The organism is Gammaproteobacteria bacterium (genome assembly GCA_013816845.1).
Lineage (GTDB): Bacteria > Pseudomonadota > Gammaproteobacteria > DSM-16500 > DSM-16500 > Aquicella.
Genome location: JACDDU010000002.1, coordinates 444084 through 468542, shown reverse-complemented (window position 1 = coordinate 468542; position 24459 = coordinate 444084). Strand labels below are relative to the sequence as shown.

The 24459-nt window shown below is 40.4% G+C and carries 20 protein-coding genes; 15 read left to right on the top strand and 5 right to left on the bottom strand.

The window, feature by feature from the left end; genetic code table 11:
* Positions 1 to 7 precede the first annotated feature (7 nt).
* The 3 genes from mreD to H0W64_05715 all read right to left on the bottom strand — a co-directional run bounded on the left by mreD (position 8) and on the right by H0W64_05715 (position 2496).
* Positions 8 to 481: a rod shape-determining protein MreD gene (gene mreD / locus H0W64_05725; GenBank protein ID MBA3661203.1), complete on the bottom strand. Its 474-nt coding sequence runs from the start codon at positions 479 to 481 to the stop codon at positions 8 to 10.
* Positions 474 to 1322, bottom strand: coding sequence for a rod shape-determining protein MreC (mreC, locus tag H0W64_05720; GenBank protein MBA3661202.1), 849 nt, complete (start codon positions 1320 to 1322; stop codon positions 474 to 476). Before mreC ends, mreD begins: the two co-directional genes overlap by 8 nt.
* A gap of 127 nt (positions 1323 to 1449) precedes the next feature.
* On the bottom strand, positions 1450 to 2496 hold the full coding sequence (locus H0W64_05715; GenBank protein MBA3661201.1) for a rod shape-determining protein: 1047 nt from the start codon (positions 2494 to 2496) through the stop codon (positions 1450 to 1452).
* A gap of 180 nt (positions 2497 to 2676) precedes the next feature.
* Here H0W64_05715 and gatC point away from each other — a divergent pair, with 180 nt between their 5' ends.
* The 4 genes from gatC (at position 2677) to H0W64_05695 (ending at position 7031) form a co-directional block, all read left to right on the top strand.
* Positions 2677 to 2964 carry an Asp-tRNA(Asn)/Glu-tRNA(Gln) amidotransferase subunit GatC gene (gene gatC, locus H0W64_05710; GenBank protein MBA3661200.1) on the top strand — a complete coding sequence of 96 codons (288 nt, stop codon included), beginning with the start codon at positions 2677 to 2679 and terminating at the stop codon, positions 2962 to 2964.
* Positions 2965 to 2974: 10 nt separating this feature from the next.
* Positions 2975 to 4426 carry an Asp-tRNA(Asn)/Glu-tRNA(Gln) amidotransferase subunit GatA gene (gene gatA / locus H0W64_05705; protein MBA3661199.1) on the top strand — a complete coding sequence of 484 codons (1452 nt, stop codon included), beginning with the start codon at positions 2975 to 2977 and terminating at the stop codon, positions 4424 to 4426.
* A 3-nt stretch (positions 4427 to 4429) separates the two neighbouring features.
* A complete protein-coding gene (gene gatB, locus H0W64_05700) occupies positions 4430 to 5878 on the top strand; it encodes an Asp-tRNA(Asn)/Glu-tRNA(Gln) amidotransferase subunit GatB (protein ID MBA3661198.1) in 1449 nt (482 codons plus the stop codon).
* A gap of 154 nt (positions 5879 to 6032) precedes the next feature.
* Positions 6033 to 7031: a DoxX family membrane protein gene (locus H0W64_05695; protein ID MBA3661197.1), complete on the top strand. Its 999-nt coding sequence runs from the start codon at positions 6033 to 6035 to the stop codon at positions 7029 to 7031.
* 59 nt (positions 7032 to 7090) lie between these two features.
* Here the strand turns inward: H0W64_05695 and H0W64_05690 are convergent, their stop codons facing one another.
* Entirely contained in the window at positions 7091 to 8296 is a 1206-nt protein-coding gene (locus tag H0W64_05690) for a glutathione-dependent formaldehyde dehydrogenase (GenBank protein ID MBA3661196.1), read from the bottom strand.
* A gap of 260 nt (positions 8297 to 8556) precedes the next feature.
* Between H0W64_05690 and H0W64_05685 the strand changes: the two genes are divergently transcribed.
* Positions 8557 to 12057 carry an FAD-dependent oxidoreductase gene (locus H0W64_05685; protein MBA3661195.1) on the top strand — a complete coding sequence of 1167 codons (3501 nt, stop codon included), beginning with the start codon at positions 8557 to 8559 and terminating at the stop codon, positions 12055 to 12057.
* 176 nt (positions 12058 to 12233) lie between these two features.
* On the opposite strand, the gene H0W64_05680 is transcribed toward H0W64_05685, so the two are convergent.
* A complete protein-coding gene (locus tag H0W64_05680; GenBank protein ID MBA3661194.1) occupies positions 12234 to 12893 on the bottom strand; it encodes a class I SAM-dependent methyltransferase in 660 nt (219 codons plus the stop codon).
* Between the two features lie 155 nt (positions 12894 to 13048).
* On the opposite strand from H0W64_05680, the gene H0W64_05675 reads away from it, so the two are divergent.
* From H0W64_05675 to rseP, 10 genes are all read left to right on the top strand, one after another.
* Positions 13049 to 13624 carry a LemA family protein gene (locus H0W64_05675; GenBank protein MBA3661193.1) on the top strand — a complete coding sequence of 192 codons (576 nt, stop codon included), beginning with the start codon at positions 13049 to 13051 and terminating at the stop codon, positions 13622 to 13624.
* Between the two features lie 6 nt (positions 13625 to 13630).
* Positions 13631 to 14677 (top strand): zinc metalloprotease HtpX, encoded by a 1047-nt coding sequence (gene htpX / locus H0W64_05670; GenBank protein MBA3661192.1) that lies wholly within the window; start codon positions 13631 to 13633, stop codon positions 14675 to 14677.
* Between the two features lie 2 nt (positions 14678 to 14679).
* A complete protein-coding gene (hemH, locus tag H0W64_05665; protein ID MBA3661191.1) occupies positions 14680 to 15672 on the top strand; it encodes a ferrochelatase in 993 nt (330 codons plus the stop codon).
* A 250-nt stretch (positions 15673 to 15922) separates the two neighbouring features.
* Complete coding sequence (locus H0W64_05660) at positions 15923 to 17146, top strand: hypothetical protein (GenBank protein MBA3661190.1); 1224 nt, start codon at positions 15923 to 15925, stop codon at positions 17144 to 17146.
* Positions 17147 to 17337: 191 nt separating this feature from the next.
* Positions 17338 to 17889: an acyloxyacyl hydrolase gene (locus H0W64_05655; GenBank protein ID MBA3661189.1), complete on the top strand. Its 552-nt coding sequence runs from the start codon at positions 17338 to 17340 to the stop codon at positions 17887 to 17889.
* Positions 17890 to 17927: 38 nt separating this feature from the next.
* On the top strand, positions 17928 to 19868 hold the full coding sequence (gene mrdA / locus H0W64_05650) for a penicillin-binding protein 2 (protein ID MBA3661188.1): 1941 nt from the start codon (positions 17928 to 17930) through the stop codon (positions 19866 to 19868).
* A gap of 60 nt (positions 19869 to 19928) precedes the next feature.
* Positions 19929 to 21068 (top strand): rod shape-determining protein RodA, encoded by a 1140-nt coding sequence (gene rodA / locus H0W64_05645; GenBank protein MBA3661187.1) that lies wholly within the window; start codon positions 19929 to 19931, stop codon positions 21066 to 21068.
* A gap of 13 nt (positions 21069 to 21081) precedes the next feature.
* The gene (mltB, locus tag H0W64_05640) at positions 21082 to 22086 is read left to right on the top strand and encodes a lytic murein transglycosylase B (GenBank protein ID MBA3661186.1); all 1005 of its coding nucleotides are present in this window, start codon (positions 21082 to 21084) and stop codon (positions 22084 to 22086) included.
* Positions 22087 to 22097: 11 nt separating this feature from the next.
* Complete coding sequence (locus H0W64_05635) at positions 22098 to 23039, top strand: septal ring lytic transglycosylase RlpA family protein (protein ID MBA3661185.1); 942 nt, start codon at positions 22098 to 22100, stop codon at positions 23037 to 23039.
* Positions 23039 to 24397 carry an RIP metalloprotease RseP gene (gene rseP / locus H0W64_05630; protein MBA3661184.1) on the top strand — a complete coding sequence of 453 codons (1359 nt, stop codon included), beginning with the start codon at positions 23039 to 23041 and terminating at the stop codon, positions 24395 to 24397. Before H0W64_05635 ends, rseP begins: the two co-directional genes overlap by 1 nt.
* Positions 24398 to 24459: the final 62 nt, after the last annotated feature.

Below are 24459 nucleotides of genomic sequence, written 5' to 3'. Positions count from 1 at the left end.
TTTTTGATTACGCGATTTTTAAACGCTTACGATAATCCCGCAAAAGAATATAAAGCCATGGCCATAAAATTGTGCTAGTCAGAGATGATAGCCAGTACAAATTGCTCGCTGGTACTTGGCCGATGAATCCTTGAATACAATACACAACGAATTGATACAGTAAAACAAAAAGGAAAATACTGAAACCTTGTTGCAGCCATGGATATAGACGGATGCGCAAATGCATACGAGTCACCAAATAAATAACAAGGGTATAAGCTAAAGCATGCTCACCCAGTAATGTGCCGTTTAATAAATCAACGATTAGACCGATAAACCAAGCCATGCCCACACTGACACGTGAAGGCATTTCAAATGACCAATAAATTAAAATGAGTAAGACCCAAGCCGGACGCAACCAAATGGTCCAATCGGGCATGGGCAGAATCATTAAAACTAAGCCCACAATAAAGGTTGTTAAAATAGCAAACCAACTATGCATTTTTTTGATACCACACTAATAAAACTTGGCGACTACTGTTTAAACGTGCACTGGGTTGAATTGCGATCGTCGCAAATTGGTTGCTAGGATCTTTTTTTATAGAAACCACTTTACCCACTGGATAACCTTCAGGGTAATGATCACCCAAACCTGAGGTGGTAAAAATATCGCCCGCACGAATATCTGCCGTTTTAGGTACATACATTAACCGTAGTTTTCCCGAATAACTGTCGCCAAATGCAAAAGAACGCAGACCATTCCGAGCATTTTGCACGGCAATACCACTTTTAGGATCGTTAATAAGTAAAACGCGACTTGTAATGCGCCCAGCTTCAATAATTTGTCCCATTACGCCATTTGCATCTAAAACGGGTTGACCAACATAAACACCATCGCGCGCACCTTTATCTAAGATCACTTGATTTACAAAAGGTTCAGAGTCTACGGCGAGAAGTTCAGCAATGAGGGTTTTACCCTTAACTTGACGGGAAGATTGAAATAAAGCTTTTAAGTAATCATTTTCTGATTCAATCGCGAGTAATCTTTGTAATTGTGATCTTACAATAAGCTGATCCGTTTTAAGTTTAAGGTTTTGCTTCACTAAGTCATCATGCGAAATAATTATAATTTTTATTTGGTTAAAAATTTGGGTAGGCAAATTGACTAAATACTGTAAGGATGCGATCGGCACCGATAAAGTCGTGCGAAAATGAGAAAAACTTTCGAGACGTTTATCCATGAACATGAGGGCAATAGAGATCACAATCAGCAAAAAAGCGCGGAGTCCAGGTTGCGATTCGCGAGTAAAAATAGAGCGAATGGTCTTTTCCTCACTTAAAATCTAAAAAGATGCGACTACTCGAATTAAACTCTTATTTCCTAAGAACCCACAACATTTGCGGGCTATAGGAAATAGATGAATACGTGAGAACGGAAATCTATCGTAGGAATTCCTAAATTGATGAACCCTATTCTCTTAATAAGAAATCAACGCCCGACGTTTCAATGACTTCTAATGCTTTACCGCCGCCTCTTGCAACGCAAGTAAGTGGCTCATCAGCGATAATGACTGGCAAACCTGTTTCTTCCATAAACAATCGATCAATATTTCTTAAGCAAGCGCCACCACCTGTTAAAACCATGCCCCGCTCGGCGATATCTGCAGCTAATTCTGGAGGAGCTTGTTCTAATGCTGCGCGAACAGCACCTAAAATCCCAGAAAGAGGCTCTTGTAATGCCTCTAAAATTTCATTACTTGTAATTGTAAAACTGCGTGGAATGCCTTCCGCTAAATTCCGCCCGCGAACTTCCATTTGTAACATTTGATTTGCAGGATAGGCTAAACCAATTTCATGTTTGATACGTTCTGCGGTTGCTTCCCCAATCAAAATGCCGTAATTACGACGCACGTAATTTGAAATAGCTTCGTCAAAACGATCACCGCCAATTCGGACTGAGGCCGAGTAAACGATTCCGTTTAAAGAAATAATGGCAACTTCTGTGGTACCACCCCCAATATCAACGACCATCGAGCCACGGGCCTCTTCAACTGGCATACCCGCACCCATTGCTGCAGCCATAGGTTCTTCGAGCAGGAAAACTTCTCTCGCGCCAGCGCTAATGGCTGATTCTTTAATCGCGCGACGTTCTACCTGAGTGGAACCACAAGGTACTGAAACAAGAACGCGAGGGCTAGGACGCAAAAAACGATTTTCATGCACTTTATGAATAAAATGTTGTAGCATTTTTTCTGTTACGTAAAAGTCTGCTATCACGCCATCTTTCATTGGTCGAATGGCACTAATATTACCAGGGGTACGACCTAGCATGAGCTTAGCTTCACTGCCAACAGCGACAACATGCTTTTGTCCAGGTGCTTCATGTCCTTGCCGAATAGCAACGACTGAAGGTTCGTTCAAAATAATTCCTTTGCCACGAACATAAATAAGAGTGTTTGCTGTACCTAAATCGATGGATAAATCATTAGAGAACATGCCACGGAGCTTTTTGAACATAGCAGGTAAATTTCCTTATTGAAAAGAGTTGTCGCACTCATGAGCATTCTAATCAATTTACAAGGTTAACGCCAAGAGTAAAACAAAAAATTTCTCGAAGCTTAAAGTAGAAATATTTTCGCTGGAAGAGAACATGCTTTATAATGACCCGCCCAAATAATTAGACAGGAAGCATTGCTTATGCCACTTACAGCCGATGATGTGTCAAAGATTGCTCACCTTGCGAGACTTAACTTTTCAAGGGAGGATGCTGATCCTTTCGCTGAAAAACTATCTCGAATCATTGCATTTATTGAGCAAATGAATGCTGTGGATACAAGTCAAGTTGAGGCCCTTTCTCACCCGCTTGAACTTTCGCAACGCTTACGAGAAGACGTGGTGACTGAACCTAACTTACGTGATAAATACCAGCGAATTGCGCCACTCGTTGAAGCCGGATTTTACCTTGTCCCTAAAGTCATTGAATAAGGCATGTTAAATGCATAAAAAAACCATTGCAGCACTGTCCAAGGATTTGCTCACGAAGAAAATTTCAAGCGTTGAGTTAACGCAACATTATCTAAACCGTATTAAAAATCATGATAAAACACTCAATACCTTCATTACGGTTACCGAAGAACAGGCCCTTCAATCCGCCAAACAGGCAGATGAAGTTATTGCTGCGGGCAAGGGGACAACATTAACAGGCATTCCTTTGGCTCAAAAAGATATTTTTTGCACTGATGGCGTATTAACTTCGTGCGGTTCGAAAATGCTCGCTAATTTTATTGCACCCTATAATGCAACCGTCATAGAAAAATTTAATGCGGCTGGCACCGTCTTATTGGGTAAAACCAATATGGATGAATTTGCAATGGGATCATCGAATGAAAACAGTTTTTATGGCGCCGTAAAAAATCCCTGGTGTATTGATTGTGTCGCCGGTGGTTCCTCCGGTGGTTCCGCCGCGGCCGTCGCTGCAGGTCTTGCACCAGGTGCAACAGGAACCGACACAGGTGGATCCATCCGACAACCGGCTGCACTATGTGGCATTAGTGGGTTAAAACCTACCTATGGCCGGGTATCGCGGTATGGCATGATTGCCTTTGCTTCAAGTCTGGACCAAGGTGGTCCTTTTGCTCGCTCTGCAGAGGATTTAGCCTTACTCATGAATGCGATGGCGGGATTTGACGAACGCGATTCAACGAGTGTTGAACGTGCGGTCCCGGATTATGCTGCAACTTTAAACGCACCTCTTACAGGATTACGCATCGGCTTACCCAAAGAATATTTCACTGCAGACATGAGTAAAGAAATGGGTGCGGCGATAGAAGCAGCGCTTGTAGTTTTCAAAAAGTTAGGCGCAACGATTAAAGAGATAAGCTTACCGAATACGAATCTTTCCACCCCCGTTTACTACGTCTTAGCACCCGCTGAATGTTCATCTAATCTTGCCCGCTTTGATGGCGTACGTTATGGCTATCGGTGCGAAAATCCAAAAGATTTAGAGGATTTATATAAACGTTCTCGGTCAGAAGCTTTTGGTGACGAAGTAAAGCGCCGTATCATGGTGGGTACGTATGTTCTTTCTTCTGGCTATTATGATGCGTATTACTTGAAAGCTCAAAAAATTCGCCGCCTTATTTGTCAGGATTTCATTAATGCCTATCAAGAAGTGGATGTCATTCTCTCACCCACGACACCCTCGACTGCCTTTAAAATTGGTGAAAAAGCCAGTGATCCAATCAGCATGTATTTATCTGACATTTATACTATTGCCGCAAATTTAGCCGGCTTACCCGCCCTTTCCATTCCTATGGGCTTCATCAATCAATTACCGGTTGGTTTGCAATTGATTGGTAACTTATTTGATGAAGCTAAAATTTTAAATGTGGCGCATCAATATCAACAAGAAACGGATTGGCATACTTACTTCCCGGAGGGTTTTTAAACCATGACACACTCACATCAAGAATGGGAAGCGGTTATTGGTCTCGAAGTACACGCACAATTAGCAACAAAATCTAAACTGTTTTCAGGTGCTGCCACGGCTTTCGGCGCAGAACCCAATACCCAAGCTTGCCCGATCGATCTAGGTTTTCCTGGGGTTCTACCTGTCTTAAATCGTGATGTTGTGATCATGGCGATTAAATTAGGGTTGGGGATCAATGCTGAAATTGCGAAAAAATCAGTTTTTGCACGCAAAAATTATTTTTATCCCGACTTACCCAAGGGCTATCAAATTAGTCAATTTGAGTTACCCGTCGTCACGGGGGGCTACTTAGATGTTGGCTTTGAAGATAATACTCAAAAACGGATTGGCATTACGCGTGCGCATTTAGAAGAAGATGCGGGCAAATCCTTACACGAAGATTTTCAAGGCTACACCGGTATTGATTTAAATCGTGCTGGCACGCCGTTATTAGAAATTGTTTCTGAACCTGACATGCGTTCAGCTAAAGAGGCTGTAGCATATTTAAAAGTTTTACACAGCTTAGTACGTTATTTACAAATTTGTGATGGCAACATGCAGGAAGGTTCCTTCCGTTGCGATGCGAATGTTTCAGTGCGTCGCAAAGGTGAGACGAAATTAGGCACCCGTGCAGAATTAAAAAATATTAATTCTTTTCGATTTGTAGAACGTGCCATTAATTATGAAATTGAACGACAAATTGGCATTATTGAAGGCGGCGGAATCATTAAACAAGAAACCCGACTTTTTGATCCCAATAAAAATGAAACACGTTCCATGCGTAGTAAGGAAGAAGCAAACGATTATCGATATTTTCCCGATCCCGATTTATTGCCTCTCATCATTAGTGAAGAATTAATTGCAAAGGTAAAAAAAGAATTACCTGAATTACCACAACAAAAACGTGATCGTTTTATCCAGCAATATCAACTTAGCCACTATGATGCGAGTATTCTAGTTAGCAGTCAAAACATGGCGGATTACTACGAAAGTGTGGTTAAAGCTTCAGGTAACCAAGCTAAACTTGCGGCGAATTGGGTGATCAGTGAACTGCTTGGGGCGCTTAATAAAGAAGGTTTTGAAATTACTGAAAGTCCCATTCCCTCTGCTGAACTGGGCAAACTGGTATTACGTATCGGGGATCAAACAATTTCCGGTAAGATTGCTAAAACAATTTTTGAAAGCCTGTGGAATCAAGAAGACACGGTCGACAACCTTATTGAAAAAGGCGGCTTAAAACAAGTTACCGATAGCAGTGCGATTGAAAAATTAATTGATGAAATCATTGCTGCCAACCCGCAACAAGCTGCAGATTACAAAGCAGGAAAAGAAAAATTATTTGGCTTTTTCGTAGGTCAAGCCATGAAAGCTTCAGGTGGAAAAATTAACCCACAGCAGTTGAATGAATTGCTGAAGAAAAAGCTTAGTTGACAGTTTACTTTCTCTACCTTGGGTTAGTTTGCGAAACGTTATAGTTTGGCTTGATCGCAAACTAGCCCAGGTGAAAAAGCCCAAAATTGCCCAATGAGTTTAACGAAAGCCAACGCAAATAATCCGAGCTTACAGACAATGAAAGGGCCCTGGCATGGAAGGACAAAAAACAATATTTCAGCTATTACTCATTTTCCTGGGTATTGCATTGACGACAACAGGATTCGGTCACGAACCGTGGCTATTAACCGCTGAGCAAATACAATTACTTCACACCCAACCTAATCCAACCCTATTCACTCAACTTACCCTATTTAATTCATTAATTGGTTTGTCTGCACTACTGGGTGTAATGATTTGGATAATCATTCATTGGTACTTTCCCCCCCAGCATCAATCGCAAACGCACGCACAACCCTGGATTTCCTTTGTGCTACGACTAGGGGCCGGAGTGATGCTGATTCTTTTATCGTTAGGTTTACTTCCTAGAAGTGGGGTACCTTATTTTGCAGAAAGTACAATGTTGGCGCCTGAATTTTTGTTAAGCCACATTCCGCAATCCTGGGCATTTCTCCAATGGATGGAGCTTACCTTAGGGATAGGTTTAGTATTGGGCTTATGGACTCGATTTTTTGCATTTATTTTCCTATTGTTTATGGTGCTTTGTTGCAGCTTATATGGTCACGGAGTCCTGCAGTATTGCGGTTTTTATCTAGGAATTACTTACTATCTTCTTACTCAAGGTGGTGGAAAATTTGCTTTGACACAAAGCGCGCCTTCACCGCTTGCGGTTTCTCCCCGCCGGGCTTTTCTCATTTTACAAATACTGACGGGCATTAATTTTATTTATTCCGCAATAACTATTAAACTTTTCCAACCTAATTTAGACATTGCAATTTTAACGCTTAATCAGGCTTTTACTTTTGGCATTCCTTATGAGTATTTTGTTTTTATGATGCTCATCACTGAAATCATATTTGGTCTTCTCATTATTTTAGGTTGGCGATTAAGATTGATTTCAATATTATTGTTAGTCCTGTTTGTTTTTTTAAGTATTGATGTGTCAGAAAATCTTTTAGCGCATAGTTTTATTTATGGGATCTTGGCAGCCTTTTTTATTACTGCAGGCGTTCCGCTCATTCAAAAAAAATAAAAAGTAAAAATGCTGAAATGATAGGCAAAATCAAGTTCAGCATTGGAGATACATTTTTTTTATGCCTTTAACGCAACTTTGATCCAACCCGGTTCTCTTGCATCAAATTGTTTATAAGCTTCCAATGCATTCATTAAAGGTTCTCGCTGCGTTAGGATTTGGGTTGGATCAATGATGCCTGCTTCCACAAGTTGTAATAACCTGGGAATATAGGCGCGATGATGACAATTGCCCATGACTAATTTTAAATTCTTATTCATAGCCTTACCGATCGGATAAGTTTGCGAAGCTTCTGCATACACACCTATAATTGAAATGGTTGCACACTTGCCTGCTAATTCAACCCCTGTACGTAGCGCTTGACTGGGAGCATCTCCTGGTATCCAATTTTTGCCCTTTGGATGTGTCGTAGGCGCAATTTTTGTAAGCTCGTCTTTAAATTCTTTTGCGTCTTTTACGCCTTTTAAAGCCGGTCCTTTCGTAGGTTTAACAGCATCCACCCCGACTGCATCAATCACCACGTTTGCCATCGTACCCTCTGTTGCATCCTTAATGATTTCAATGGGATTAACTTCATCAAAATTGAGAATTTCCGCACCTTGTTTTCGCGCAAGTTCTAAACGTGAAGGAATGCGATCAATAGCAAAAATTCTTGAGGCACCTAAAAGCTTACAACTCGCAATAGCAAATTGCCCAACCGGCCCACAACCCTGAATGACAACGACATCGCCTGGTTTAACTTGAGCCATGTCAGCCCCAAAATACGCTGTAGGAAAAATGTCTGATAATAGGATGGCTTTGTCATCTGAGACTGAATCAGGAATTTTAACGAGATTATTACTCGCAAAAGGGACACGAACAAACTCGGCTTGGCAGCCTTGTAATGGGCCCGAATTTTTAGGACCCCCAAAAAACGCTGTGCCAGCTTCCGGTCCATTTGGATTGGCATTATTGCATTGAGAATAAAACCCTTGTCGACAGAGTAGGCAATAACCACAACTAATGGTTGAAGGAACAATGACCCGATCACCCCGTTTCAAATTTCGAACATTTTTGCCAATTTCTTCTACCACACCGACTGCTTCGTGGCCTAAAATGGTGCCCTTCTTCATAGGCCCCACGGTGCCCCTAATAAAATGCAAATCTGTGCCACAAATCGCACTGGTCGTAATGCGAACGATGGCATCATCTTTATCTTCTATCTTGGGTTCTCGTACATTTTCAAGCCTAATATCACCAATATCATGAAATACAATGGCCTTCATAAATTAATCTCCATGGCTAAACAATCCCTTTCCAACGCGATGGATCGCTTCTTATTAATGGGTGTTGTAACCTGAGCAAATGCGCTTGCCGTCTCTAGAGCTTCAGGGGAACTCCCCGCTTCCTACACCACAAAACGTTAATTTTCCATCATAACATTGGATTTGCATGCGGTAAAAAATTCATCCTGCTCGCTTTAAAGGTCTATTCTTCGTTATAATATTGTTTCTAATACATTACTTGCTACCGTCTCAAATTACCCATGAGCCCCACACCCGAATTAAGATTACAAGGCTTTGACTATAAACACTTATTTTACTCTGAGGGTTTAGCTAGGCTTGATGAAACATTTTTAGATTTTTTAGGTGAACGCGATCAACCCCTCAAGAATCACCTCCTCGCTTACCGACAAAATCATGCTTTTACTAAAATAGAAATCAGTGAATTATTAATTGCAAGTGCGGCCCTATTAGAAGATTTCCTAGGCCAGCTTTTCCAAATTGAAGAGCAAGTGGCAATTGCCCAGGCAAGGACTATTGCTCACAATCCAATTTCTGCATTTAAGAAATATTATGTCTTAAGAAGGGCGCGTAAATCTCTGAACCAGGTTGAGAGTTACCCAACCTTTGAAACCTTAACCCTTTGGTTAGATGAACATTTACAAAAAGCCGCTTTGAAAGCCGCAGATCGCGAATTATCTATTGCGCTACTGGGCATGCAATTTCTCAATAATCCTGATGTGTATGCCGATGAAATTGAAATGTTAGTTAAATGGTGTGTAAGGGTGATGACTTCACCCGAGGGGACAACCATACTGACAACATTTCGTCTTTTCCAACAACCCGCTCGACTTGATTACCAAAACCTTGTGCCAACGCATTTAATTGATGCCGAAAGAAGGTCCGTTGCGCCTGAGGCATTACGCTTACGTGATGGGTTCGCGTTAACAGATCCGCGGATGAATGCTCGCGAAGTGCAAGACGAAGTTAATTACTGTATTTACTGTCATGACCATGAAGGCGATTTTTGCTCGATTGGTTTTCCGAATAAGAAAAGTGATCCCAGTTTAGGTTTTAAAAAAAATCCTCTTGATGTCACTTTAATAGGGTGCCCGCTCGAAGAAAAAATTTCAGAAATGCACACGTTAAAAAAAGATGGCTTAGCGCTTGCCTCCTTAGCAATGGTGATGGTTGATAACCCGATGTGTCCTGCTACAGGGCATCGCATCTGTAATGAATGCATGAAAGCCTGTATTTATCAGAAACAAGAACCGGTCAACATTCCACAAATTGAAACCCGTGTTTTAACCGATGTCCTTGACTTACCATGGGGCGTTGAAATTTATGATTTACTCACCCGCTGGAATCCTTTACGTCAACATCAGTGGGTAATGAAACCCTTTAATGGCTTGAAAGTGATGATCGCAGGCATGGGTCCTGCTGGTTTTACGCTTGCTCATCATTTGCTGCTGGAAGGGTTTGCAGTTGTTGGCTTTGATGGTTTAAAAATCGAGCCCCTACCTGAGGCATATTTAACGCAACCCATTTATCGATTCGATGATTTAAAAGAGGCGCTCGATGAACGGCTGATGTCTGGATTTGGTGGGGTAGCTGAGTATGGCATTACTGTACGCTGGGATAAAAACTTTCTAAAACTTATTTATGTAAGTTTACTTCGCAAACCTTATTTCCAAGTTTTTGGCGGCGTTCGATTTGGGGGCACCATCACAGTTGATGATGCCTGGGATTTAGGATTCGATCATTTAGCCGTTGCTGTAGGAGCAGGCTTACCCAAAGCATTGCCTATCCCTGGTAGCATGGCACCGGGTATGCGCCAAGCTAATGATTTTCTTATGGCCTTACAATTAGGTAATGCTGCGAAAGATGACAGCTTAAACAATTTGCAAATGCGATTACCGGCTGTGGTCATCGGTGGTGGATTAACCGGTGTTGATACTGCAACGGAACTGCAAGCCTACTATATTGTGCAAGTAGAAAAAACATTAGAGCGATTTGAAACACTGGTGCAAACGTATGGCCAAGATTATGTGCACGCAACTCTTGATGCTGCATCCCAAGCAATTTTGTCTGAATATTTAAACCATGGGTTAGCGATTCGTGCAGAGCGAGAACGCGCTAAAGGAGCAAACGAATTACCGAATTTCATTCAACTCATCCGGCGTTGGGGTGGTGTTAGTATTGCTTATCGAAGGAGTATGCAAGAGTCACCCGCTTACATTAATAATCACGAAGAGTTAAAAAAAGCATTAGAAGAAGGAATTTATTATCTCGAAGGCGTTGAACCTTCTGCTGTCGAACTCGACGAATTTGGTCATGCTGCAACTTTAATTTGTCAAAAACGAATTCGGAATGAAGACTTACGCTGGGTTGCAACTGAGGAAGAAATAAAATTACCTGCGCGCTCAATTCTTGTTGCAACCGGTACACAACCTAATATTGCTTATGAGTTTGAACATCGCGGAACATTCAATAGAATGAATTTGCAATATCAACATTATGAGGAAGATGAAGAGGGAACGCTCGCAAGCGCCCCCGGTGTTCAACATTGCAAAGATCCTTTTTTTGGTGCTTTCACTTCTTATCAGAAAAAAGATAAAAGAGTCAGTTTAATTGGCGACACTCACCCCGTCTTTCACGGCAGTGTTGTTAAGGCAATTGCATCAGGCATGCGAACCTATCCCAAAATTGTGCGGACCTTGCAAGATCGATGTAGAGATAAAGTTGATGAAGCGATTTACCAACAATTTTCTCAAACCATGAAAGAATTATTTTTAGCGAAACTCGTGACCGTAACCCGCAAATCACAAGATACCCTTGAACTCATCATTAAAGCACCGCTTGCTGCTCGGCATTTCAAAGCTGGCGAATTTTATCGCCTGCAAAATTATGAAACTTATGCAACCAAGGTCGGCGCCACTTTACTTCAACTTGAACCCCTTGCGCTCATTGCCGCAGATTGCGACAAAAAAAAGGGGCTCCTTACTTTTGTTGTTAAAGAAACGAATGCGACTACGAAAATTTGTGCAACCTTAAAACCAGGTGAACCTGTATCGCTTATGGGTCCCACGGGTGTGCGTGCTAAAGTACCAGCAGTGAGAGAAACGATATTAATCGTGGGTGATCATTTTAGTTTATCTTTTATCCGAGCCTACGGTGCTGAATTAAGGACGCATCAAAATCGTGTCATTTATCTTGCGACCTATCAAGATCAAGATGATATTTACTCACAAACTGATTTAGAAGATGTGACTGACTTAATTATTTGGCTTACGCAGAAGGGGAACCCTTTTACCGCTAATCGTCCTCAAGACATTGTTTATCATGCCCTGACTCCTTTAGAGGGACTCATCAAATATCACCAAGAAAATAATAGTATTCCTTTAGCTGATGTTGATCGTATTCATATTGTGGGTAATACTGATTTATTGCGCATGTTTCAATCTTCGCAACAAATGCTTTGCAATGACTACTTCATCAAAAATCCAAAAATATACGGATCTGTTTATGGCAACATGCAATGCATGTTAAAGGGTGTGTGTGCGCAATGCTTACAATGGCAAATCGACCCGGAAACCGGTCAACGCACCAAAGCCGTTTTTGCCTGTTCTTGGCAGGATCAACCCTTAGAAATTGTTGACATCAATCACATCGATGAACGTCAAACCCAAAACCGTTTACTCGAGAAGTTAACAACCCTGTGGGTTGATTATTTGTTTGATCATTATCAAGTAGCAAGGATTTGATTAGGGCGAGTATTAATTAATACTCTAATCTTTCGTGGATTGTCCCCGTTGCTTGCAAGCTATTTCCCCGGCCCATAAATGCACAATAAGTCATTCAGATAAAACAACCTTAAACCAGGGAAATACTCAGCAAGGTAAACAAACAATTCAAATTTATCCAATGCTCTCCCAAAAATCTAACGCTTTCTCACTAAACTTAAACCATCACCGATAGGGACGAGATTATGCGTTACGCGGGTATCACGTAGAATTTTTTTATTCAGAGTGCGCATCGTTTGAGTTATTTCATCATTTTCTACGGATGCAGCAACTTTACCGCCCCACAAAACATTATCAATAGCAATCAATCCACCACGTCTTAAAAGACGAAGTGATTGCTCATAGTATTCATCGTAATTTTTTTTATCAGCATCAATGAAAATAAAATCGAATGTGGAAGCTTCATCATCAGTAAGTAGTTGATCTAACGTGCTAAGCGCAGATCCGAGTCTTAAGGAAATTTTATCGGTCATGCCAGCTTTTTCAAAATAACGCAGCGCAACCGTTGTCGCTTCCGGACTGACATCGCAGGTTACGACTTGACCATCAGATGGGAGGGCTAATGCGGCGATGAGGGCACTGTAGCCAGTAAAAGTGCCAATATCTAGCGTTTTTCGAGCATTGAGCAATTCTAAAAGTAAACCCATCAGCTGCCCTTGCTCTGGAGAGATGATCATTTCTGATCCAGTCATCTGCGCCGTTTCATGACGTAAAGCGCTTAAAATCTCGGGTTCGCGCGTATTAGAAAGAATATATTGATATAAATGAGGGGTTAAATTAAGGGTTTGATTTGACATAACGGAATTCTTTAGGGAAATTAAATGGGACATCGATCATAGCATTTATTTGGACTGAAACGAATGGTATAATTTGAAACTTACATTACCAAAAAATGCCCCCCGGAAACGCGTCTTCGCGTATACTATTTATAATTCTTTAGTGGGAGTAGACCATCGTGTGGTTAATTATTTTATTAGTTATTATTGCCATTTTGGGCTTTGTCGCGCTTACTTACAATCGCTTAATCGCTCAAATTGAAACCATTCACAATAATCAAAAACAAATTGATATTCAATTGGATCGACGATTTAAAGTATTTGAATCTTTAATTAATGTTGTAAAGAAATATATGGATTACGAACAAACAACATTAAAAGATGTTGTTGCACTACGTAATCAAGCACAACAAGCCAAAGCGAGTGGTAATGAAAAAGCAAGAATTGATGCAGAAAATCAAATTTCAGGTATTGCAAGCCGCATCAACGTTGTTTTCGAACAATATCCTGAGTTAAAAGCAAATCAAAACGCAATTCAACTGCAAGAAGAAATCGTTAGCACTGAAAACAAACTTGCTTATGCTAAGCAATCATACAATGATAGTATTGAAATTTATAATGCCAATAAAAAATCTTTTCCAGCGAACTACATTGTTTCAAGCTTTCGAAGTAAGCTCGACTTTGATTTCCCCTATTGGCAGTTGAGTCCAGAAAAAGTTACTGAACAAGAATCATATACGGTTCGTTTATAACTAATCATGTCTAATCCTCTCAACGAATTTACCAATACTACAGCTGATTGGCGCAAATCACTGCGCCAAAATCAGTTCCGTAGTACCATGGTTATTATTTTCTTTATGCTTATTTACATCAGTATTGGCTTACTTATTGATGTTTATTTATATGCTAGCACTTATCCGGATGCGCCACTGAGTACGCTGCTTATAGCCCTTGTTACTTTTAAACTTTTTCCTATTGCGACTTTAATTCTCGGTGGCATCGCCGGTATTTCTTTACTGGTCACTTTTACTTTGTACGATAAATTAATGTTACTAGGAACCGAATATCAGGAAATTACGCCGGAAACTGCTCGCTCGACACAAGAAAAACAACTGTATAATACGGTAGAAGAAATGAAAATTGCCGCAGGCTTACGATACATGCCAAAAGTTTTTGTAATCAATGCAGCGTATATGAATGCTTTTGCAAGTGGTTATAGTGAAAAATCTGCAATGGTCGCCATTACACAAGGTTTACTTGATAAATTAAACCGTGACGAACTACAAGCGGTAATGGCCCACGAATTAAGTCATATTCGTCACCTCGACATCAAACTTACATTGATGGCATCTCTGCTTGCCAATATTATGTTAATGGTTTTAGATTTATTATTTTATAATGCGATATATAGTGGCAACAGAAGTAATGGTCGATCGCGCAATTCTTTGCTTTCTGTGATTATTATATTGCGCTATCTCCTACCCGTCATTAGCATGATTCTCTTACTCTATTTAAGTCGTAAAAGAGAACTCATGGCAGACGCAGGCGCAGTTCAACTTATGCGAACCAATGAACCGTTGGCTAAAGCATTACTCAAAATTCAAAACGATCACCTAAGTCACCAGGAAGAATATCAAGCAGCTTATCGCAATACTCGGAATGAAAACATTCGCCGTCAAGCTTATCTATTTGATCCAGCTGATGCAGGCATTAAACCGCTCACTTCCATTAGCGATTTATTTGCGACGCATCCAAGTATGGAAGAGCGTTTGAAGGCACTTGGTTATACTAAAAAAATAAAATAAATATGCATACTATTAAAAAAAACATTGGTGTATTACTTACCAATACCGGTACACCTAGCGCACCCACGACGAAAGCAGTACGCGCTTATTTGCGAGAATTTTTATCTGATAGCAAAGTTATTCAGCTTCCTCGTTGGCTATGGCTTCCTATTCTTTACGGATTTGTTTTAACAACACGCCCCCAACAAAGCGCTAAACTCTATCAAAAAATATGGACTGCAGATGGTTCGCCCATGCGCATAAACATGCAAGAAATTGCAGAGCAACTCGCGCTCAACCTTTCACATGATTTACAGGCGAATGTCTTTGTTGAAGTTGGCATGAATTATGGAGTTCCTAGTATTGAAAATGCTTTGAAAAAATTAGCTGCCTGTCAACTTGATCATCTTATAATTCTGCCCCTCTATCCCCAATTTACCCAAGCAACCACTGGCTCATCGATCGACAAAGTAAAACGCCAACTTGGTGCATTAGCGATTGAAACTAAATCTCATTCCATTACCAACTACGCGGCATTTCCCGCCTATATTAATGCCCTTGCTGAAAGTACCAAAAGATATTGGCGGGAAATGAAAGTTCAACCAGAACATTTACTCGTTTCTTTTCATGGTATTCCGAAACGATACGTAGAAGCAGGTGATCCTTACCAACAGCAATGTGAAATAACTGCTAAACATTTTATTCACGCTTTACAATGGCCAGAAGAAAAGTGGACCCTCTGTTACCAGTCTCGATTTGGTTATGAAAAATGGCTTCAACCTGCTCTCCCTGATGTTTTAATCAAACTCTCACAACAAAATATCAGCCAAGTTGATGTCATTTGCCCAGGATTTTCAGTCGATTGCTTAGAGACGTTAGAAGAAATTGCTATACGTAGTGAAGAATTCTTTCTAGAAAATGGCGGAAGGTCTTTACGTTATATTCCTGCACTTAACGCGCTTCCCGCTCACATTAAAGCGCTTGCAAAGCTTGTTGTTGAAGAATTAAAAATTTAACCGGCTTTAACTTCGAGCGTTTTATCTTAAATTTAATGAAATAAAGATAATTTTTCTTGAACTCCAATACTCGCTCATCTTTATTATTATAAAATTTATTTCATATTCTAAAAGCTTAAGAATTGCTTAAGGTTTCTATAGGATCATGATCCATAACAATAATCGCTTTGAGAAGAAATGTAATTGACCTTTAATTTAGCCTTAACAAATTGCAGTTACAATGAGGCAAGTTTTAAAATAGGTATAAATAATGCAAAATCGAACGTTTTCGTTTGGCGCTTATCAGCCAAGTCTTTTGAAATATAACTTTCATTTTGATATTACGACTTTTGAAAAAGGCGAATATAGCGCTGTTGCTAGACTCATGGTCTCCCCTTATCAACGTCATTCTCTCAGTGCTGGGAAGAAAATACTTAAACGAAGATTAGCTCTCTTAGGAATCGACCGCGCAGAGCATTGCACTATTTATTTTGACCAGGGAATGATGTGTATTCTGCCTCCTTCAGGCCTTCCGCTTAAGGATTTCGTAGCTATATTACTATCTATAGATAAAAGACAGCCCCCTATAATTACCTATGGAAAATATGGAACCGTAAACACGACCCCACTCAGTGATAATGTAGCGTCAATCATTCAAAATACAGCTGTAAATCATTTTCACTTTGAAATTTATTCTGAAGATAAAAATTATGAATTTGTTATTAAAGTATTGACCAATCCTTTTTATGGGTCAAATCCCCAAGAGAATTCATTAAGATTTCAAAATTTACTTAAACGTGATGCTGGTCATCTGATACCAACTGCCTTATATGCTTGCCAGTATAGCAGTGATGATCAATATTTTTATCTTCATATCCAAAAAAATATGGGCTTAAACCTTGAACTAATCATTCAAATGCTGCAAACCTTAGAGAAAAAGTTTGGCCCCATTAAAATCAGCTTTGCAGATCAAAAAACAGAAGTCATAAGCCAAATGAATACGAGTTGTTCTCAGCAATCCAACCCGCACCCTCAGCAGCCGGCATTATCCCGATTAGATGCTAAGCAAAATTCGTTTGATACTTTCGTCAATCAAGCTGATCATTATTCTTCAGGCAAAGCACTCTATAAAAGCTCAAATTCTTATCCTGTAAACAATAATAATAACAATAATATGCCATCTCCTTACACTAACCCTAGTGAACCTTCGATTTGTAATGACCCTAGCTGTCAACTTAATCTTCTACCCGACGCTCCTGCATTTACTAACGCTAATCAAAATCATTTATCTACGAATGTTAATATTCATTCGGTGGCTACCACCTCACAACCAAATATTATGTCGTCTCAGGCTGATGAGCCATCTAAGGGGGAACCGACCGCTAAGTTATTTCGTATTGGAAAATTCATGTTGACCCTATTTCCAGATAGGAATTTCAACATCACCCCATTCAATCCTCCTTCTTCAAACCATTTGAATCCGACCAAACAATAGATATTCAGAATATAAATAATAGAAAAATTTCACATCGCGAAAGTTGCAAGGCACACAAAATTGAAGCCTTGCGCCCTCTTGCTTGAGTACTTGAAAAATAAAATTTGACGCCTTCACTCGATAAATTATCAAATGCATTCGTGGTGCTGCATGCTATGATCTTTAAGCCTCGGTATTAAGGATGATACCTTATGAGATTGAAACAGTGCGCCTACTTCGTCATTTTAATCATGTTGATTTTTCCCCCGCATACTTTTGGTTTTCCCCACTATGGCGGTAGACTTTCTGCCATTCTTCTAGGTAAAGAGCCTGCCCAAATTCAAGGCTATCAACTTATGGTTTACTATGATCCAGGATCACTAGCATGGGATAAGTTGTCACTTTATTTCGATGGCGGGTTCTCCCACTTTTATGTAGACAACATAGCTCATTACGCAGACATTCAAATCTATTCTGCAGCGCCTGTACTACGCTATGCTTTTCTGGACACCACTCACATTACTACTTTTTTAGAAGCGAGTATCGGACTTGCTTATCTTAACCACACCCGACTCAAAAATCGTAATTTAGGGATCCATTTTGCTTTTCAGGATCGGCTTGGAGTCGGCGCTTTAATTGGCCCTCAAAAACGAATCAACATCGGGCTTCATGCGGTACATTACTCGAATGCGCATTTATCCAGCCATAATTCCGGTTTAACTGCGCTTTTAGTATTTGATATTGGATATCAATTTAATTCTTAAGTGAGTAACGGTAAGATACTCAAAAGCAGGGCCGCAGCATGCGTAAAAGAATTCCCATTAAAAATCATCAACAAGAAATCCAGTTGACTGCAAAACGCACGATGCTGGCTTTATTTACTATTTTCATTTTCCTGGTTATTCTCACCATACGACTTTATTACTTACAAGTTTATAAACATGTTGTCTACAGTACGCTCTCCACAAAAAATCGTTTAGAACTTGTTCCTGTTGAACCAACGCGAGGCTTAATTTACGATCGTTATGGGGTACTCCTTGCGGAAAATATTCCTGTTTTCAGTTTAGATGTGTTTCCATACCAAATTAAACATTTCCCTAAAACACTGGACGCCTTGGCGAAGATCATTAAGCTCACGGACAATGATCTCAATCAATTCAAACGCCAATTAAAACAACACCGTCGTTTTGACGAAATCCCCTTAAAATTACGCCTAACTGATGATGAAGTGGCGCGTTTTGTTGAAAATCAACACCGGTTCCCCGGGGTCATGATTAAAGCGCGATTACTCAGGCATTATCCTTTTGGTAACAATTTTAGCCATGTGGTGGGTTATGTGGGTCGTATTAATACCCAGGAACTCAATGAAATCGATGCAACAAATTATAGTGCTAGCCACTATATTGGAAAATTGGGTATAGAAAAATTTTATGAAGCAGCCCTTCATGGCCATGTGGGCTATGAAGAAGTAGAAAATGATGCAAGTGGTAAGCCTATTCGGGTCTTAAAAGAAATAAAAGGTGCACCCGGAACCAATCTCTACCTCACCTTAGACAGTCACTTACAATTTGTCGCGGAAAAAGCGCTTCCCGGTCGCGGCGCGATCGTGGCACTCCAACCTCAAACCGGGCAGGTTCTTGCTATGGTTAGCAAACCTGGATTTGATCCCAATTTATTTGTCGTAGGAATTAGCCAGAAGGATTATCAAGAGTTAAAAGATTCGCCTGAACGACCTTTATATGACCGAACTTTGCGCGGTCTGTATCCTATTGCTTCGACGATTAAACCGTATCTCGCCTTGCAAGGCTTAGATACGGGCATTATCAACGCTAACTCCACAGTCAATGATCAAGGTGTATTTCAATTACATGACCATTCGCATGTTTTCCATGACTGGTTACGGCAAGGTCATGGAAAAATTAGTCTTGGCCGAGCATTAGCAGTTTCTTGTAACGTTTATTTTTATGAATTAGCTGCCAAAATGGGTATTCAGTCCATGGATAATATTCTTGAGCGATTTGGGTTTGGATCACTCACTGGAATTGATTTAGAGGGTGAAATCCCAGGCGTGTTAGCTTCGCCTGCATGGAAGATTAAAGCCAAGGGACATGCGTGGTATGAAGGAGACACAATTTTGTCTGGCATTGGCCATGGTTACATGCAGGCAACCCCTCTCCAGCTCGCCTATGCAACTGCCACGCTTGCCAATCGAGGCGACCGTCGTCCGCCCTACTTGCTCCTTGGCGAGCAATTATCTGGTCAAAGCTACAGGGTGCGTAAGCGACTAGCTGAGAAACGAATTGGATTAAACGATGAATCTAACTGGGATTACGTCATTAGCGCCATGACGAATGTCATTACCCATCGCGAAGGGAGTGCATTTCGCTTTGGACGTTCTCCTTACACCATTGCTGCTAAAACGGGCACGGGGCAAGTAACCAAAAGACGCATTGCGGAAGAACGCGATCAGCAAGAAAACCTTCCAGAAAAATTACGCGACAATCACTTATTTATTGCCTTTTCTCCCGTCGAAAACCCCGTGCTTGCTCTCGCTATTATTACTGAAAATAGTAATACAGCGATTGAAACTGCGCGCATCATTTTTGATTTTTATTCAGCTTGCTCACGAGAAAGCACAAAAGCTAGTCATTCACTAAGTAGCAGTGTCACAATAACCATGGGCCTTAATACTAAGTGCCAAAGTATTGCCGAAAATAAAATCGCAGCAATTAAGCACCTTTAGGCTAACCCTGTCCTAAGTTTTGGCCACTATGTACGGATAAATAAAACAAAGAGTAAACGTATGCTTATAGGTAATCTCAAAAATAAATTTAAAAAACCTCAGCATGACACACGCTATCGCAGTATTTGGCATTACTTTCACATTGATATTTTTCTTTTGACCTTATTAATGGGTCTTTGTGTTACTGGATTAATTATTTTATTTAGCGCATCCAGTCAAAAACCCCATGCTTTAGAATTACAAGCTATGCGTCTAGGTTTTGCTTTTTTTGTGATGATTGTAATTGCACAAATTCCGCCAGCTACCATGAGCCGCTTTGCACCCATGCTCTATGTTTTAGGGTTAATCTTATTAATTGTTGTCTTAGGCATGGGGCATGTTGGCAAAGGCGGCAAACGGTGGCTTAATTTTGGTGTCCTCCACTTACAGCCTTCCGAACTCATGAAGCTTGCCATTCCTCTTTTTCTAGCCTGGTTTTACCATCGCACGCACTTACCTATTACATTCAAATCAGTATTGCTTGCCATTCCTATCATATTTGTCCCTGCTATTCTCACTGCAAAACAACCTGATTTAGGAACTGCAATCTTACTTGCGGTAGCTGGCGGTAGCGTCTTATTTTTAGCAGGATTAAGTATGCAATTCCTGTTTACAACGCTAGGCTCACTTGCCATCTTAGTCCCTTTCGGATGGTATTTTTTGCACGATTACCAGCGTTCGCGGGTTTTAACATTTTTAAGTCCAGGGCGCGATCCTTTAGGTGAGGGTTACCATATCATCCAATCCAAAATCGCAATTGGTTCAGGGGGATTATTTGGGAAAGGGTGGTTAAACGGCACCCAATCGAATTTGCATTTCTTACCCGAACATTCAACTGATTTTATTTTTGCCGTATGTGGAGAGGAGTTTGGTTTTGTCGGTAATATGATTCTAATTGGCCTCTATGTTTTAATTTTATTACGTGGCTTCTACATCACGGTTCATGCCCAAGATACCTTCACACGCCTCCTCGCTGGGAGCATTACCATCTCCTTTTTTGTCTCCTTTTTTGTGAACATGGGAATGGTTACAGGTATTTTACCAGTGGTCGGTATACCTCTTCCCCTGGTAAGCTACGGAGGTTCCTCAATGGTAACGATATTAGCGAGTTTTGGAATCCTAATGTCTATTCAAACTCACAGAAAGTTAGTCACAACGTAAGGAAACCCTACCTATGCAACGCTTAGTGGTTTTATTCTTACTCTTATGCTCCGCATGGGGTGCTTTCGCAACTTCGCCTGAAGCGCCTTTTATAGAGCGTAATGAGGTTAAAAATTTTATTAATACGATGGTTGAAAAGCATCAGTTTAAAAAAGCTGAATTAACTAACCTTTTCAAAACCGTACAAATTCGCCCGCAAGTTATCGCCAATATTAAAAAACCTTTAGAAAAACATCCATGGTATTTTTATCAAATGTTATTTGTTAGTGATTGGCGCATTCAACATGGCGTGGAATTTTGGAATAAGCACGCAGCTGCGTTACGCCGCGCAGAAGATTTATTTGGTGTCCCCGCGGGCATTATTGTAGCAACCATTGGTGTTGAAACTCGATACGGTCAACGTAACGGTGATTTTAGGGTCATTGATTCACTGTCTAATATTGCTTTTAGCCAATCACCTCGTGCCGGCTACTTCCGTAAAGAATTAGAAGAATTTTTATTATTGTCGCGCGAACAACATCTTAATCCTGCAAAAGTGATGGGATCTTATGCTGGTGCGATTGGCCAGCCTCAATTTATGCCAAGTAGCTATCGTTATTATGCAATTAATTTTTCTAAAAGCGGTAAAACAGATTTAATCAATGATGAAGTCGATATTATTGGCAGCGTTGCTAATTATTATAAAAAACATGGTTGGCAAAATAATAAACCAGTTGCCTCGCAAGCAACTGTCATTGGCGATCGCTATCGCTATTTAAAACGTAATAATCAGCTCGATCAAACGATGACTGTAAAGCAATGGGTACGGTACGGTATTTTATCTAAAAGCAAACCGAATGAAGATCAATTGCTTGCGAAGGTCATTGAATTAGAAACGAAACGTAAAAAAGAATTTTGGTTGGGATACACTAATTTTGATGTCATTAAACGTTACAATTCAAGTGATCTTTATGCCATGGCTGTCCATCAACTAAGTCAACATATAACGGAATTGCACAATCGGGTTAACAAAAAATAGGATGAATGAACATGGAAGTAGGATATCCCATTTTATCTCGTAAAACGTCTATGCGATATTGGCTTCATTGCGCGCTGTTAATTATTGTCTCTTGTGCACTTTCAAATTGTGCAACGCGTGTAAAAAAAAGAGATGGTGCTCCTAATTTTTATGTAGATGAAACGAGAATTCCTAATGCCACGCCTAAACCTGAACCGCTTTCCAGAATAGGCAATAAACCTTCTTACCAAGTTTTTGGCAAACGTTATTACGTCATGCGATCCTGTAATAATTTTGAAGAAGTAGGCACTGCTTCTTGGTACGGAACCATGTTTCATAAACGCCATACTTCAAGTGGCGAACCATACGATATGTTAGGAATGACTGCGGCACACAAGTTTTTACCACTACCAACTTATGTTGAAGTTACTAATTTAGCAAATAATCGTAAAGTCATTGTGAAAGTAAATGATCGAGGTCCTTTTTCAGGTAATCGCATTATTGATTTATCTTATGTCGCAGCTAAAAAACTTGGCATGCTGGGGCGCGGTACCGCGCATGTCAAAATTAAAGCGATTAGCTTTAATGCAAGCTCGTTTTATGCTAAAAAATCAGCACCTACTTACAATCGGGTGTGGCGTCCTGTAAAACAAGTCCAAACCATTGCTGTTGCGCATAAGCAACCTATTTCCGCGAACCAAACCCTCGAAACTAAACAAACACTTACTCAAACCAAACAACTTAAACAAATGTATTTACAAGTTGGCGCATTTAAAAACCGTGAGAATGCCCTTAAATTAAAAAATGAATTATCCAATCGACTGAGCACACCGATTAAAATTATTAATTCTACCTTTGCTAATCGTTTATACCGCGTTCAAATTGGCCCCATCCTGGAGCCCAGGATCGCAGAAAAAATTACCACGCAATTGCATTCCCTTGGAATTAAACCCAATAAAACATATGGTGCTTAATGCTTGCTTTGCTCATTGCCCTATTCAGCATCCTTTTTACAATTTTTTTTGTTATAGGCACCCATGAAGCAGCTCATTTCATGGTTGCCCGTTTATTTGGTGTCAAAGTACTCCGCTTTTCTATTGGTTTTGGAAAGCGCCTATGGCATGGGTATGACAAAAGTGGTACAGAGTATGTGATTGCACTCATTCCGTTGGGTGGTTACGTTAAAATGTTGGATGAAAATGAAGCATCTGTGTCGTCTGAGTTACAGCATGCTGCGTATAATCGCCAACCTTATTACAAAAAGTTTTTTATTGTATTGGCAGGACCCGCATCCAATCTTCTCTGTGCTTTCGTTTTATACTGGCTTATTTTTATCATTGGCTTTACTGCGATTAAGCCCATTATTGGAGAAATAAAACCGGGTTCCATTGCTGAGCAAAGTGGCTTGCAAGCCCAACAACAATTTGTCGCAATAAATGAGCAGCCCACCAAAACCTGGGCGAGAGTCATGTTTCGCTTACTCGAACACTTAGGTAATGAAACTAAGCTTAGTATCGTTGTAAGTGATCGACAATTACCGACTGTTGGACAAACCAAAATATTAGATCTTACTCATTGGAAAATTAATCCGCTGATTCCAGATCCACTAGAAAGTTTAGGTATCAAACCTTATGCACCTCTCGTTCCTTTAGTGATAGGTCTTATTAAAACAAATTCTCCGGCCAATACATCTGATTTACGCGTTGGCGATAAAATAATCGCAATCGATAAAAAACCCGTTCAAGAATGGGGAGAAGTGATGAAAACCATCGCTCAAAACCCAAACGAAAAAATTTTATTTACCATCGAACGCAGTGGCAAGCTCAAAGAGTTACCGGTCATCATTGGTTCACAGCGTAGTTGGACGTGGAAGCAAAGTGGGTATTTAGGAATCGCACCTTTTATTGAAATTCCGCAAAATTTATTACACAAAATCCAATATGGACCGCTTGCAGCTGCTGGCTATGCTTATCAAGAAGTCCTCGATCTAACTTATTTCAATCTACTTTTGTTTGGCAAAATGCTCACGGGGAAAATCTCATTACAAAGCTTAGGCGGTCCCATTACGATCTTTGAAAGCGCAGGGAATGCGCTCAATTATGGTTTTATTTCATTCCTCGCCTTTCTCGCTTTTCTTAGCATTTCAATTGGCGTCATTAATTTACTGCCCATTCCTGGTTTAGATGGTGGTCATTTATTGTTTCAAACTATCGAAGCCATCATGGGCAAACCGCTCCCCATTAAAGTCCTTGAACTTTGTTATCGCCTTGGGTTTTTATTCTTATTTTTCATCCTATTTCAGTCACTGATTAACGATTTTCTGCGGATGTGAAACGCAGGGCAGCGGCGAAAAGGAGAAAAATTAGGAGTGAACACTCCGTATTTAGATATCAC